The following is a 14,255-nucleotide window of genomic DNA, read 5'->3' on the forward strand; positions in this document are numbered from 1 at the left end:
AAGAATATGACGGCAAGTGCAACGGGAATGAACAAGCAGGTGGTGACCCGTTTCGCCCCGTCGCCCACGGGCTTCCTGCATATTGGCGGCGCCCGCACGGCGCTCTTCAACTGGCTGTTCGCGCGCCATCATGGCGGCAAGTTCCTGCTTCGCATCGAAGACACCGACCGCGCCCGCTCCACCGACGCCGCCGTGGCGGCGATTTTCGATGGTCTGGAATGGCTGGGCCTGGGCGGTGACGAACCTGCCGTCTTCCAGTTCGAGCGCACCCCGCGCCATGCGGAGGTCGCCAATCAGCTTCTGGCCGCCGGCCATGCCTATCGCTGCTATGCGACTCCAGAGGAACTGGCGGCCTTGCGCGAACAGCAACGCGCTGCCAAGCAGCCGATGCGCTATGATGGCCGCTGGCGTGACCGTAATCCGTCCGAGGCCCCCGAAGGCGCGCCCTTCGTCATCCGCATCAAGGCCCCGCGCGAAGGCGAGACCGTGATCGAGGACGCCGTGCAGGGCCGGGTCGTCGTGCAAAATGCAGAATTGGACGATATGATCCTGCTGCGTTCCGACGGCACCCCCACCTATATGCTGGCCGTGGTGGTCGACGATCATGACATGGGCGTCACCCATGTCATCCGCGGTGACGATCATCTCAACAATGCCTTTCGCCAGCTCGCCATCATCCGCGCCATGGGTTGGGAAGAACCGGTCTATGCGCATATTCCGCTGATTCACGGTTCGGACGGTGCGAAACTGTCCAAGCGCCACGGCGCGCTGGGCGTGGACACCTATCGCGACGAAATGGGAATGCTGCCCGAAGCGGTGCTGAACTATCTGCTGCGCCTGGGCTGGGGCCATGGCGACGAGGAAATCATTTCCATCGCCCGCGCCATCGACCTGTTCGACATTGGCGGCGTTGGCCGCTCGCCGTCGCGCTTCGACATCAAGAAGCTGGAAAGCCTCAACGGCCATTATCTGCGGGAGGCGGACGACTCCCGCCTCGCCACCCTGATCGCCCCGCGCGTTGAGTCGCGTCTCGATACGCAACTGAATGACGCCCAGCGCGACATTTTGACCCAGGCGATGGTTTCGCTCAAGCCACGGGCTAAAACCCTTAACGAAATTGCGGAGGGGGCCGAATTTCTGTTCAAATCTTGCCCACTCGATTTTGACGAAAAGGCCTCCGCTCTGCTAGATGAGTCCGCGCGCGCGCTGCTGATAAAGACAGCCGATGCTCTCCAGCCCGTCCAGTCCTGGACGGTCGAAGCGATCGAAGACGTGATACGCCGCGTGGCAGAGGATGCCGGCCTGGGACTGGGCAAGGTGGCGCAACCGCTGCGTGCGGCGCTCACCGGACGCACAGTCTCGCCGGGTATTTTCGATGTCCTCTTCCTTCTGGGGAAAGAGGAGAGCTTGGAACGGCTGGCCGGTGCAGGGCACGCAACGGCTGGTTGATGGCACTCAAGGAGAAAAACATGTCGGATAATAAAGCCAATTTGACCATCGGGGGAGCGAGCAACGACTATGCCATCATGGACGGCACGGTCGGTCCTCAGGTCATCGACGTTCGCAAGCTCTACGCCCAAACCGGCATGTTCACTTATGATCCGGGTTTCACCTCGACCGCCAGTTGTGAATCCGGCCTGACCTATATCGACGGCGACGCGGGCGTGCTGCTGCACCGCGGCTATCCGATCGGTCAGCTCGCCGAACAGTCGAGCTTCATGGAGGTCTGCTATCTGCTGCTGAACGGTGAACTGCCGTCGAAGAGCGAACTGGCCGACTTCACCAACACCATCACGCGCCATACCATGGTGCATGAGCAGTTGACCGCCTTCTTCCGTGGTTTCCGCCGCGACGCCCATCCGATGGCGATCATGGTGGGCGTGGTCGGCGCTTTGTCGGCTTTCTATCATGACTCGACCGACATCAACGATCCGGAACAGCGTCGCATCGCCAGCCATCGCCTGATCGCCAAGATGCCGACGATTGCTGCGATGGCCTATAAATATTCGGTCGGCCAGCCCTTCGTCTATCCGCGCAACGACCTGAGCTACACCGCCAATTTCCTGCGCATGACCTTCTCGGTCCCGGCCGAGGACTATATCCCCGATCCGGTGATCGTGGACGCCATGGACAAGATTTTCATCCTCCATGCCGATCATGAGCAGAACGCCTCGACCTCGACCGTGCGCCTCGCCGGTTCGTCGGGCGCCAACCCGTTCGCCTGCATCGCCGCGGGCATCGCCTGCCTCTGGGGTCCGGCACATGGCGGCGCGAACGAAGCTGCGCTCAACATGCTGCGCGAGATCGGCACCGTCGATCGCATTCCGGAGTATATCGCCCGCGCCAAGAACAAGGACGATCCGTTCCGCCTGATGGGCTTTGGCCATCGCGTCTACAAAAATTACGATCCGCGCGCGACCGTGATGCAGAAGACCGCGAAGGACGTGCTGGAAAAGCTGGGCGTCAACGATCCGGTCTTCGATGTCGCCAAGGAACTGGAGCAGATCGCGCTTAACGATCCTTACTTCATCGAGAAGAAGCTCTATCCGAATGTCGATTTCTATTCGGGCGTGATCCTGTCGGCCATCGGCTTCCCGACCGAGATGTTCACCGTGCTCTTCGCCCTCGCCCGCACCGTCGGCTGGGTCGCGCAGTGGAACGAAATGATTTCGGACCCCGCGCAGAAGATCGGCCGTCCGCGCCAACTCTACACCGGCCCGACGCAGCGCGATTATGTAGCGGTCGAGAAGCGCTGACAGGCGCAAGGCCCAGACCAGAATGAATAACGGCGCCCCATGAAAGGGCGCCGTTTTTTTTTGACACCCGCCCCAAATGGCAGCCAACTAGGCGGACACTAACAGGTCCCCGGCAATGACAGGGTGAAATGCCCCCCTTCGCCCGGCATACCGCCGATACGAATATCGCCGCCCATCGCGCGCGCGAGGCGGCGGGATATATAGAGACCAAGACCGCTGCCGCTCGTATCGTTACGGCCAAGCCGCTCGAACTTATCGAAAATACGCTCGCGATCGGCCATGTCGATACCTGGCCCCTGATCGATCACCATGATGCGGGCGTCGTGCAGACCCTGCTCCGTCACGATGCGAACCGAACTTCCCTCCGGCGCGTAGCGGACCGCGTTGTTGACGAGATTGACCAATATCTGGAGTACCCGACGAAATTCTCCAACAGCGATCACCGTGGTTTGGGCATCCGGGACAATGATGTTGATCTTCCGGTCCAATGCCTTGACCGCAAGCAACCCGGCCGCGCGGCGACCAAGATCGGCCAGGTCCACATCCTCGGCCGCCACGGTGAAATCCGGACGATCTATCGCCTGCAGATCGGCCAGATCATCTACCAGGGCCATCAGATGCCGACCAGCCGACGCGATATCCTGCGCATAGTCCGCATAATCGGGACGCAGCGGCCCTTCCAATTGCGCACTGATCGTGTCGGCGGTGGCGATGATACGGCTCAATGGCTTTCTCAGCGACCTGTCGAGCCGCTTGCCAAATTCCGATGGATAGAGAGTGACCGTCGCATCCGAACGAAAAGGCGCCATTACCTGATCGAATGGGAGAGCGGTTCCTCTGTAGCCACTCAATTGGCCGGTCAGGTCGAATAGCGGGAAAGCCGACAGCCGGAAGAGGCGCGTCGGATCGGCGACCAACGCGGCTGACTGCTCGCGGAACGCACGGTTCTGTGCCAGGCCACGCAACATCACCATATCGCCTTCGTCATCGGCCTTCAGGTCGAAATAGGCGGAAAAACGCATGCCTGGAACGGGCGGATCAGCCGGCAGCGCGCTCTGGGGATCATCTCCGGCCAATATCATCTGAAAGCGAAGTTGCATGTCGATCTGCCAGATCCACCCTTCCGCCAATGCAGCGATATCCGCCTCGCGCGCCGCCTCATCCACCAGCGCCCCTACAGCGGGCCGTTCGTGCCAATCGATGACGGACAGAAGCACCCCGCCCCCTTCGGGCCGGGCGCGTACCCACATGCCGATATCACCCTGCTCTGCAGCGGCAATGACCGGCCGGGAAACCGTCACGCCCAGCCGCTGTGCCAAACGGACGACCGCCGCCAATTGAGGTATGGCGAGCGGGGTGCCCAAATCACCACCCGCTGTCCGCTGCAATCCAAGCAATGGCGCATCCGCGCTCGCCAGACAGCCGTTCGGCAAAAGCGAAGCGTGCAATATGGCCGGATGGGCGGATTTGCTCATACGGCCATGACGCAAAATAGATGGTCGATCATCACCTGAGAAGCATGGCCGACAGGCATGGCGGACAGGCCCGCCATGACGCAAGTCATCGGCCAACTGTCCGCCACTGTCGATCCGGCAAGGGACGAATGGGCGCTCATGCGGTGAAGCATAGCTCCACGTCGTTAAAATGCACTAAACCTTGGCAGCGAAATCTTATGATCTGCGGGCCAAAATGATGGCGCAGACTGAACCGATGACGGCGATCATCGCGACCCGAAAGCCCTGGGCGAGCATGTTCACGCAACCGAAGACGATGAGCAACAGCAGCGCGCTACCCGGCGTAACGATCATCCACGGTTTGGCACGCCCCGTCAGCAGCCACCGGTCGGCCATAGTCACGATAGCCAGCAACAGCACGAGATCCGTTGCCTGGGTGCTGCCGCCAACCAGCAACAGCGCGACAAGCGCCATCAGCGGCACAACGAAAGCCAACCAGCCCATGGGCGGCGACCGCAACGCCAGTTCATCAAGCCGATCGGATGTCTCAGCCAGCAGCAGCGCCAGCAGCAGCAGCGCGAACCCTGTCAGCGTCCATTGTAATTCGATTGGAACCAGCGCGATCGCCGCCAGCGCGATTGCCGCGATCCGCACCTGCATGGCCGGCACCTGCATACGCATGATCGTCGGACTGATCACGCGCGCCAGCGGAGCGAGAAGAAGATGCTCGATGCCGCCGCGTGTCCGCCCCCCGGCAGCGCCAACGGAAGTGACCGCCTGCGCCACCAGATCCGCCTGCTCCTGGCTCTCCACCAATGCGACGCGGCCCTCCAGCAAATCATCCTGCGGTACGGTGATCCGACGCACACCTTTTTGCACCGCCGCCCGAACCAGCGTCAGCGCCAGATCCCAGTCGCCGATCATATCGATCGTACCGAACAACAGGGCCGGACTGAGGCGGGCGATACCGGCCCAGCGCTGCCCGGCGTCGATCCGCTCGAAAGGCGCGCTCGCCCGGCTGTCGTCAGTCACCAGCAGCGCATCGCCCTCGGCCTTTCCGAGGCTGTCGACATGGCTTTGCGCGATGATCGCGCCATCGGCGATCAGCAACACGTCCACATCTCGCGGCGCATCGCGCACCATCGTCACCATGTCGCGAATCAGGGCGACGGCGATACCGTCTGCGCTCAGCCGATCCACCGCTTGAGACAAAGCGGGCGTAATGACGCTGACCATGATGAGAATACGATCCGCGCCCGCGCGGACAGCCTGACGCGCCTGATATTCCACCAGGGTTTGCCCGGCGAAATGCAGGCTCGCGCGCAAGCCGGCCGACGAATCGGCTGACGTCCGGCTGGCGCTGAGAATAGCCGCAAAGCTCATATCGTTACGCTATCGACCCGTTCATTGTGCGGCCGACCTTTTCGCAAGGCAGACCGTCGGACGCAAGCAGCGCGTATGTCGAATAATTCAGCCCTGCTCCAGGACAGCCAGAGTGGCTTGCAAACGCCGCAGGATTCGGGGATCGCCGGGTGCCGATTCCGCCGCCTCATCCGCCTGCGCCATCAGCGAGGTCAGGCCGAAACTGGCGGCGAGGCCTTTCAAGCGCCAGGCGGCAAGATGCCAGTTCGCATCACAGCGCGCCCGTCCCAGAAGATCGATCTGGCGTGCGGCGCTTTCCAGAAAGGCGATGCGCAAATCGGCAATCAGCGCGCGATCATCGCCGACAGCGGCGGCCAAAGCCGCGTCAAGGGCGCCAGGATCATAAGACATGGCGACCAACGCTATCGGGTTTGCGTTAAGTTTTGGTAACTGGCCATATGCCTGAGCGGAAAAGATGCTAGGATGGGGAAATGACAGGGGGCAGCACAATCGTCGAGTTCTGGCGCGACGAACAATCCGCGACGGAGACTCATGCGCAGGCGGACGATATCTTGCTTTTGAAACAAGCGGTCCTCGACATCGATGAAAATGATCCCGCCGACAATGGTGGCGAGGGCTGGGTCAAGAAGCTCCGGATCGCCCTGTTGCTGCCTGCCTTGGCCTGGATCGGCTTTGTCGGTTGGGCCTTTGCAACCTCCGGAGATATGCAAACAGGCCCTTCCGCCTGGGCAGGCGCCATCGCCACGCTGGTCGCGCCGCTCATCCTGCTCGGCATGATCTATCTGCTGCTGGTGCGCAACAGCCGTACCGAGTCGCGACGTTATCTCGACACCGCACGCGCGCTCCGGATGGAGACAGACCTGCTGGAATTGCGCCTTGCCCGCATCACCGCCCAGCTAGAATCTGCGCGCCAGACGATGCAGGATCAGGCCGAACTGCTTGACAGCTATGGCGCTGCGGCCAGCAGCAATATGGAAGCGTCGGCCGAACTGATCGCAGGCCGCGCCCAGATCACCGTCGATCGCGCCGAAGCCGCAGAACGGGCGGGCGGAGCACTGATGACGCGCATGGACACGCTGATCGCCGCAATTCCCGAACTGGAAGAGCGCACCGGCGGCATGGCGGCGCAGATCATGGACAATGGCCATGCGCTGGCCGAGCGCATCGATACGCTCGAAGCGCGATTGCATAGCCTGACCGAATTGTCGGATGAAGCCCGCGCACGCACCTTGGCCGCGACCAAGAGCTTGACCAGCCAGCTCAACCAATTGCAAGACGCGACCCGGACGGCAGCGGACGAAGTGAACGGCATGGCCGAAATCGCCGCCGGTCGGATCGAAGCCACAGCCCTGGGCGCGCGCCAGGCGATGGATCGGAGCCGGCAGGATCTGGAAGCTCAATCTTCCGCACTGGCAACATTGATCGAAGCGGCACAGACTGGCGTCGCGAACACAAGCGACCATGTACGCACGGCGCTGATCCACGATCTGGATATCGCCCAGTCGGAAATGGATGAGCGTCTGGAGAAGCTGCTCACGACGGTACGTATGACGATGGTCAGCACCGACGAAGGTCTTTCCCGTCGCGCGGATACGCTCCAGGCGCTTGTCGCCGCCGCCCATGCCGGCATTGGCAGCACCAGCGACGAAGTTACGGCGACACTGGCGCGCGATATGGATGCGATCGAAGTCGATCTGCGTCGCCGTCTCGATGCGTCCCTCAACCGCGCGCAGGAAGCGCTCGCCTTGACCGATGGAAGCCTTGCCAATCAATCGGATGCGCTCGAAACGCTGATCGCCCGGTCGCGCGCGCATCTGGACGCCATCGGAAACGATACAGTCCTGGGCCTGTCGAGCGCTATTGGTGATGTCGAAAACCGCCTGCACCAGATTCATGACTTGATGGAAGGCCAGCGCACGCTGATGTCGGACCTGCACGGCAGCCTGCAGGACTCGGTCGCCGCAACGGAGGGGCAATTTGCGACGCTGGAGGACAATGCCATCGCCCGCAGCCAACGGCTGACACAGGTGCTCGCGCGACTTACTGACGAGACGCAGCGGATCGACAATGCGCTGGCAATTGGCGGCCTGACTGCCGACAAACTGATCGGCAGCGCCGAAACGCTGTTGGTCGCCCTGGATTCGAGCGTGCGGGAGCTGGACGAAACCTATCCGGCGGCGCTTGCTCGCTTCGACAGGCGTCTGGAGCAGAGCCGTGCATTGCTGGGCAGCGCAACGCCGGAAATGGAACGCCTGGAAGCTATTTCCGAAGCGTTGGTCGGTCGTACCGAAGAAGCCGAATCCATGCTCCGCGGTCAAGGCCGCCGGCTTACCGAATGGCTGGAAAGCACGCAGGGCGGGCTTGAAGCCAATCGCGAATCGGTCGATCGGTTGCGCGCGGCGCTGGATGCCGCGCATCAGGACGCCAGCCGCATCACCGAGGGCGCCGGACCGTTGCTGGTAACGGCGTTGTTGCGGGTCAAGGACACTGCCGAGCAGGCCGCCGAACGGGCGCGTCAGGCGCTGGGCCGCGCCATCCCGGACGCCGCAAAGCAACTGGCGGACGCCAGCGAACAGGCTCTACAGGCGGCGGTCGGTGAGAAGGTGGCGGCCCAGATCGAACAGATTGCGCGTGTCGCCGAAGAAGCCGTTAAAGCGGCGCATCATGCTTCGGAGCGGCTGACTCGTCAACTTTTCACCATCGCCGACACCAGCGCCAGTGTGGAACAGCGGATAGAGGAAGCTCAGCAAATCGCGGAAGATCGCAATCGCGACCATTTCGCCCGCCGATCCGCCTTGTTGATCGAAGCGCTCAACAGCACGGCGATCGATGTCGCCAAGATCCTGTCCAACGACGTACCCGATTCAGCCTGGTCCTCTTATTTGAAAGGCGACCGGGGCGTGTTCACACGTCGAGCAGTCAAGTTGCTGGACGCTGGGGAATCACGGGAAATCGTGCTTCATTACGATAGTGACGCGGAGTTCCGCGAGCATGTGAACCGCTACATCCACGATTTCGAGGCGATGTTGCGGATCATCCTGTCCGCGCGCGATGGCAATGCGCTGGGTGTCGCGATTCTCTCATCCGACATGGGCAAGCTCTATGTCGCGCTCGCCCAGGCGATCGAACGGTTGCGCCAATAGCCTCCCCCGGCATTGGATGATATTTCCGAAGGGGGCGGGCGTTATTCCCTGCTCGTGCTCTTACGGATAATCAGGGACACGGATTGTTCGATCAACTGCGGCTCAGGCGATGTTTTCGGGTCGATCAACAGTCGGGTCGCTGCTGCGGCCTGTTCCATGATCGATTGCCGGATGGTCGTCAGAGGCGGCCAGATCATCCGCGCTATCTCGCTGTCATCGAACCCCGCCACCGCCACATCCCGTGGCACGACGATATTGCGTTGGCCCAGGGCCGAAATCACCCCCGCCGCCATTTCATCGTTGAAAGCGCAGATCACCGTCGGCCGGGCGACCGCCAATATCGCCGCCGTGGCGTCCATGCCCGACCGATAGGTATAGTCGCCACTTTTGAAGACGGCCTGCCTCCCTTCTATCCCATGCCGGGCCAGCGCACCCACGAAGGCGGCATGACGCACCTTCGCCGATCCGTGCGACGCTGGTCCAGCGACGATGCCGAACGTCCGATGGCCGATGCTGACGAGATGATCGACCAGAGCCTCGATCCCCTCCGCGTCCCGCACGATAACGGCATGGCTGCGCCCGATATTGCCGGCTGGCGTCAGGCGAACGAAGGGGATGTCATGATCCTCCAACTGCATCAAAACCGGGTCGTCGTCGGTCAGGGGCGGAACCAGCAGCGCCCCGGCGATCCGCACCGATCGCAGCAGCTCACCCACCGCCTGCGCCACATTGCAGTCGTCAGGGGCAAATTCCTCCAGTGTCAGATAATAGCCCGACCCCTTGCAGGCGCGCGAAACGCCCCGGACGACATCGGCGACATAATGGAGCGAGGGATTATTGTTCAGGATCGCAATCTGAAGCGACCGGTCGCTCTTCAACGCTCGCGCCGCCAGATTGGGCCTGAACCCCAGTTGCGCAATCGCCTCACACACCTTTGCCGCCGTATCTCGCGACACGCCCGCTTCGTTGTTGATGACGCGCGATACCGTCCGCGCCGCTACACCGGCGAGGGCACCAACATCATGCAAGGTAGGCTTACCTCGGTCGTCCATGGGCCATCCTCTGCGCCAGGATCAATCGCCTCGAAGCAGTTTTAGCTCCCGTCGCTCCCGCATTTCTGGCCTTTCTGAGAAAAATGTCAACGTTGACAAAAAACAGTTGTCAACGTTGTCAGCAATCGATAGCCTAAGTTCACATATAAGAAAATTTCAGGAGAGGAGACTGTTGTGAACTATAATCACGGCTTGCGTTCGTCCATTTTTGCCCTCGTCGCCACGATGGCGGCGACATCCCCGGCCCTCGCGCAGCAGCCGCAAAGCGGCATTCCCGATGGCGAAATCATCGTCACGGCAACGCGCAGCGAATCCCTCGCGTCCAAAACCCCCGTCGCGCTGACAGCGGTTACGGGCGACACGCTGACGGCGCAGGGCATCACCAACCCGACCAGCCTGGCCGAACAGGTTCCCAACCTGTCCATCGATCGGTCCAACGGGCTTCAGATCACGATTCGCGGCGTAACGAGCACCGACAACACGGAAAAGGGCGACCCTTCCGCAGCGTTCATGACGGACGGCATCTATATCGCCCGTTCGCAGGCGCAGGAGGTCAGCTTCTTCGACGTGGCCCGTGTGGAAGTGCTGCGCGGTCCGCAGGGCACGCTCTTCGGCCGCAACACCACCGCCGGCCTCGTCAACATCATCACCCAGAAGCCCCAGCTCGGCAAATTCAGCGGATCACTGGAGGGCGCCTATGGCAATTACAACACGCAGCAGGCCACCGGCGTCCTGAACGTGCCACTGGGGGATTCGGTAGCTCTGCGCGGCGCCGTGAACTATGACCGGCGCGACAGCTATCTGCGCGAAGGCTCCAACTGGCGCACCGACCTCAGCCCCTTCAAGAAGAATCTGTCCGGCCGCCTGTCCGCATTGTTCGACCTGGGGGATGGCGAATTGCTCATCCGCGGCGATTATTCGTCGATCAAGGGCAATACGGCCAATGGCCTGCTCCTGTCCAACTTCTACTCCACCCCCATCGCCACCGGTGTCGATCCGGTCTATCGCGCCAATGGGAAGAGCGCGAAGAGCCTTCTGTCCCTGAACGTTCCCTACTCCGGTCCGCTGGAACGCGACAACGACACCTGGGGCGTGATGGCGGACTTCAACTATGATCTGGGTCCGGTCACGGTCAGCTATCTGGGGTCCTACCGCAAGTTCAACCGGCATGAAGATACCGTCTCGCTCCTGGCCGACGGATCACGCGGGGTGCCGGGACGCTTCGACGGAAACTACTGGCAGAACAGCCAGGAATTGCGGCTGTCCTCCAATAGCGACGGCCCGCTGAAAGCGCAGGCAGGCCTCTATTATTTCAAGGAAAAGTCGGGGATCGACTATCATCTGTTCGGCCTGCTTTCGCAGACGCCAGGTACGGTGGGCTATGTCTTCGGCTTCCCGCAGGACCCGACCATTTCGAAATCCTGGGCGGGCTTTGGCCAATTGACCTACAGCCTGACCGACGCATTGCGGGTGACAGGCGGCGTCCGCTATTCGAAGGATGACAAATCCCGCGTCGGCTTCACCGTACGGTGCGGCAGCATTGCCTGCGATCAGCCCGGCGACATCAGGACGCCCAACGTCGCCGAGCGCAAATTTTCCAAGACCACCTGGCGTGCGGGCATCGACTATGACGTGAATGCCCGGACGCTGCTCTACGGCGTCGTCGCCACGGGTTACAAGGCGGGCGGCTTCAACGATGGTTGCGAAATCGGCACCGGCGCCAATTGCACCCTTCGGGCCGAAGCGCTCTATTACAACCCGGAAACACTGACGTCGTATGAAATGGGTATCAAAACCCGATTTGCCGACAATGCGGTGCGTCTGAACCTGTCCGCGTTCCATTATGACTATAAGAGCATTCAGCTCAGCCAGTTGTCGGATATCTGCGGTGGCCCCTGCAACGTGACCACCAATGCCGGTGCGGCGAAGGTGGACGGCATCGAACTGGAAGGCGTCATCAATCCAGTCCGTTCGTCGCGCCTCGATTTCGCCGTTTCCTGGCTCAATGCGCGCTATGACGAATTCTTCCCGCAACCGACTATCGACTGGTCGGGCAAGAAGCTGGATCGTTCGCCCTCGATCGTGGTGACGGCCGGTTACACCCAGACCTTCGAACTGGGCAATGGCGGCAATATCCAGGCGGGTGTGCGGTCACGCCTGTCGGACAGCTATGAATTGGCGGCACTGGCCACGGTGAACCAGTTCCGCGTGCCCAGCTATACCAAGACGGACTTGTTGCTGTCCTACAATGCACCGGGCGACCGCTGGTATGTGCAGGGCTTCCTCAAGAATATCGAAAACTCCATCGTGGTTACGACAGTCAGCGTGGGCAGCCTGTCCAGCCTTCAAGTGGCCGATCCGCGCACCTATGGCGCCCGCGTCGGTTTCCGCTTCTAACATGATGAACGCCAGGAGGATCCGGATGACACGCATGTCGAAACGCGCCCTGTCAGTGAGCGTTGCAATGCTCGGCATTCTCCTGGCCGCCAGGGGCGGGGCGGAGGCGCCGGCCTCCGCCCCCACCCTCTCCAGCCACGCCGTCCCCATCATCGAAGTGGGCGGCTTGCGCTTCCGCGATCTCGACCGAAACGGCAGGCTTACGCCCTATGAGGATTGGCGGCTGACGCCGGAGGCGCGGGCAAAGGATCTGGTGTCGCGCATGACGCTGGAAGAAAAGGCCGGCGCCATGATGCATTCGACGCTGGTGGCAGTGGACAGCCCCGTCGGATTTTCACACAATGGCTATGATAATATAGCCGTCGGCAAAGAGATTGCTGACCGGAAGATCACCAGCTTCATAACCCGCCTGCAAGTATCGCCGCGCCGCATGGCAGAGGAAAATAACAAGGTACAGGATCTGGCCGAAAAGACCCGGCTTGCCATTCCCGTTACCGTCAGCACCGATCCGCGCCATCATTTCCAGCATGTGCTGGGCGCCAGCAGCGCAGGCAGCGGCTATTCCCAATGGCCTGAAACTTTGGGCTTTGCCGCGCTGCGCGATCCCGCCCTGATGCAGCGTTTTGCCGACATCGCCCGACAGGAATATCGCGCCACCGGCATCCAGATGGCGCTTTCCCCGCAGGCGGACCTGTTCACCGAACCACGCTGGCCGCGCGGGACCGGCACTTTCGGTTCCGACCCCGCCCTCACCCGCGCGCTGGTGAAGGCTTATGTCGAAGGATTTCAGGGCAGCGATCATGGACTGACCGGCAACGGCGTGATTACGGTGGTCAAGCACTGGGTTGGCTATGGCGCCACGCCGCAGGGTTGGGACGGGCATAATCATTATGGCCGCTTCGTCGACCTCGACGACCAGTCCCTGGCGCTGCATATCGAGCCGTTCAAGGGCGCCTTTGAGGTGAATGTGGCGGGTGTCATGCCCACCTACAGCATCGTGCGCGGTCCGCACGTGGCGGGCAAAGCGCTGGAACCGGTAGGGGCGGGGTTTAATCGCCAACTGCTCACCGACCTGCTGCGCGGCACCTATGGCTTTCGTGGATTGGTGCTGTCCGACTGGGCCATCACCCGCGATTGCACCAAGGAATGCTCGGACCCGCAGACGATGCAGCCACCATCGGCCATCGCCATGCCCTGGGGTGTTGAAAATCTGTCGCCGCTGGACCGTTATGCCAAGGGGATCAATGCGGGCATCGACCAGTTCGGCGGCGTCTCCGAAACCCAAATGGTAGTCGACGCCGTCCACCGCGGCCTGGTCAGCCAGGCACGGATCGATGAAGCGACGCAACGCATATTGGAAAGCAAGTTCGCGCTCGGCCTGTTCGAAAATCCCTTCGTCGATCCGAATGCAGCCGAAGGGGCTGTGAATAGCGCCGCTACGCAGTCAATCGCCTTCGACGCGCAGGCGCAGGCGCAGGTGCTGCTGAAAAATGAGGGCCGCGCACTGCCGCTTAAGGCTGGAACGCGGGTCTGGCTGCACGGCATCGACGCCGCCAAAGCACAAGCGGCGGGATTGCAGGTGGTGGACAGCCCGGAACAGGCCGATTTCGCACTCGTGCGAGTCTCCACGCCGTTTGAACGCCCTCATCCCAATTATTTCTTTGGATCGCGTCAGAATGAAGGGCGACTGGACTATCGCCCCGGTACGCCGGACTATGATCTGGTCGCCAGCCTCAAGGGCAAGACGCGCGTGGTCCTGGCCGCCTTCACCGATCGCCCTGCGGTCATGACGCAGATCGCGCCGCTCGCCGACGCCATTCTCGTCAATTTCGGCGTCAGCGATGACGCGCTGCTGGCGGTGCTGAACGGCCGTCAGAAGGCGCGGGGCCGTTTGCCCTTCGAACTGCCCCGTTCCATGGCGGCGGTGGAAAAGCAAAATCCGGCACTGCCGGATGATAGCGGCAATCCGCTTTATCTGGTCGGTGCGGGTTTGGTGGAAGGAAACGACTAAACCCTGCCTCTCCCCACCCGCCGCCCTTTTCGGGGTGGCGGTTCACCATCTCAAAGGAC

10 protein-coding genes are annotated in these 14,255 nt (G+C 61.8%); 5 read left to right on the forward strand and 5 right to left on the reverse strand.

What is annotated here, in order from left to right; genetic code table 11:
- The first annotated feature begins 27 nt into the window (after positions 1-27).
- Both gltX and gltA read left to right on the forward strand, forming a co-directional pair.
- The gene (gene gltX / locus MOK15_RS05510) at positions 28-1,449 is read left to right on the forward strand and encodes a glutamate--tRNA ligase (RefSeq protein WP_242932641.1); all 1,422 of its coding nucleotides are present in this window, start codon (positions 28-30) and stop codon (positions 1,447-1,449) included.
- 20 nt (positions 1,450-1,469) lie between these two features.
- Positions 1,470-2,756, forward strand: coding sequence for a citrate synthase (gltA, locus tag MOK15_RS05515; protein ID WP_242930680.1), 1,287 nt, complete (start codon positions 1,470-1,472; stop codon positions 2,754-2,756).
- A gap of 98 nt (positions 2,757-2,854) precedes the next feature.
- Here the strand turns inward: gltA and MOK15_RS05520 are convergent, their stop codons facing one another.
- The 4 genes from MOK15_RS05520 to MOK15_RS05535 all read right to left on the reverse strand — a co-directional run bounded on the left by MOK15_RS05520 (position 2,855) and on the right by MOK15_RS05535 (position 5,983).
- On the reverse strand, positions 2,855-4,231 hold the full coding sequence (locus MOK15_RS05520) for a HAMP domain-containing sensor histidine kinase (RefSeq protein ID WP_242930681.1): 1,377 nt from the start codon (positions 4,229-4,231) through the stop codon (positions 2,855-2,857).
- The gene (locus MOK15_RS05525) at positions 4,228-4,371 is read right to left on the reverse strand and encodes a hypothetical protein (RefSeq protein ID WP_242930682.1); all 144 of its coding nucleotides are present in this window, start codon (positions 4,369-4,371) and stop codon (positions 4,228-4,230) included. The genes MOK15_RS05520 and MOK15_RS05525 overlap by 4 nt, the downstream gene beginning before the upstream one ends.
- Before the next feature lie 55 nt (positions 4,372-4,426).
- A complete protein-coding gene (locus MOK15_RS05530; RefSeq protein WP_242930683.1) occupies positions 4,427-5,593 on the reverse strand; it encodes a hypothetical protein in 1,167 nt (388 codons plus the stop codon).
- An 87-nt stretch (positions 5,594-5,680) separates the two neighbouring features.
- Complete coding sequence (locus MOK15_RS05535; RefSeq protein ID WP_242932642.1) at positions 5,681-5,983, reverse strand: Hpt domain-containing protein; 303 nt, start codon at positions 5,981-5,983, stop codon at positions 5,681-5,683.
- Between the two features lie 80 nt (positions 5,984-6,063).
- On the opposite strand from MOK15_RS05535, the gene MOK15_RS05540 reads away from it, so the two are divergent.
- A complete protein-coding gene (locus MOK15_RS05540) occupies positions 6,064-8,736 on the forward strand; it encodes a hypothetical protein (RefSeq protein WP_242930684.1) in 2,673 nt (890 codons plus the stop codon).
- A 41-nt stretch (positions 8,737-8,777) separates the two neighbouring features.
- Here MOK15_RS05540 and MOK15_RS05545 read toward each other — a convergent pair whose 3' ends face one another.
- Positions 8,778-9,788 (reverse strand): LacI family DNA-binding transcriptional regulator, encoded by a 1,011-nt coding sequence (locus MOK15_RS05545; protein WP_242930685.1) that lies wholly within the window; start codon positions 9,786-9,788, stop codon positions 8,778-8,780.
- Positions 9,789-9,962: 174 nt separating this feature from the next.
- Between MOK15_RS05545 and MOK15_RS05550 the strand changes: the two genes are divergently transcribed.
- Positions 9,963-12,185 carry a TonB-dependent receptor gene (locus tag MOK15_RS05550; RefSeq protein ID WP_242930686.1) on the forward strand — a complete coding sequence of 741 codons (2,223 nt, stop codon included), beginning with the start codon at positions 9,963-9,965 and terminating at the stop codon, positions 12,183-12,185.
- A gap of 25 nt (positions 12,186-12,210) precedes the next feature.
- On the forward strand, positions 12,211-14,196 hold the full coding sequence (locus tag MOK15_RS05555) for a glycoside hydrolase family 3 N-terminal domain-containing protein (protein WP_242930687.1): 1,986 nt from the start codon (positions 12,211-12,213) through the stop codon (positions 14,194-14,196).
- The last annotated feature ends 59 nt before the right edge of the window (positions 14,197-14,255 follow it).

This window comes from Sphingobium sp. BYY-5 (assembly GCF_022758885.1).
Taxonomy (GTDB): domain Bacteria; phylum Pseudomonadota; class Alphaproteobacteria; order Sphingomonadales; family Sphingomonadaceae; genus Sphingobium.

What these genes read in the sequence shown, in the direction of transcription:
- gltX (WP_242932641.1), top strand. Translation starts at nt 28, where the DNA reads ATGAACAAGCAGGTGGTGACCCGTTTCGCCCCGTCGCCCACGGGCTTC.
- gltA (WP_242930680.1), top strand. Translation starts at nt 1,470, where the DNA reads ATGTCGGATAATAAAGCCAATTTGACCATCGGGGGAGCGAGCAACGAC.
- MOK15_RS05520 (WP_242930681.1), bottom strand. Translation starts at nt 4,231, where the DNA reads ATGAGCAAATCCGCCCATCCGGCCATATTGCACGCTTCGCTTTTGCCG.
- MOK15_RS05525 (WP_242930682.1), bottom strand. Translation starts at nt 4,371, where the DNA reads ATGAGCGCCCATTCGTCCCTTGCCGGATCGACAGTGGCGGACAGTTGG.
- MOK15_RS05530 (WP_242930683.1), bottom strand. Translation starts at nt 5,593, where the DNA reads ATGAGCTTTGCGGCTATTCTCAGCGCCAGCCGGACGTCAGCCGATTCG.
- MOK15_RS05535 (WP_242932642.1), bottom strand. Translation starts at nt 5,983, where the DNA reads ATGTCTTATGATCCTGGCGCCCTTGACGCGGCTTTGGCCGCCGCTGTC.
- MOK15_RS05540 (WP_242930684.1), top strand. Translation starts at nt 6,064, where the DNA reads ATGACAGGGGGCAGCACAATCGTCGAGTTCTGGCGCGACGAACAATCC.
- MOK15_RS05545 (WP_242930685.1), bottom strand. Translation starts at nt 9,788, where the DNA reads ATGGACGACCGAGGTAAGCCTACCTTGCATGATGTTGGTGCCCTCGCC.
- MOK15_RS05555 (WP_242930687.1), top strand. Translation starts at nt 12,211, where the DNA reads ATGACACGCATGTCGAAACGCGCCCTGTCAGTGAGCGTTGCAATGCTC.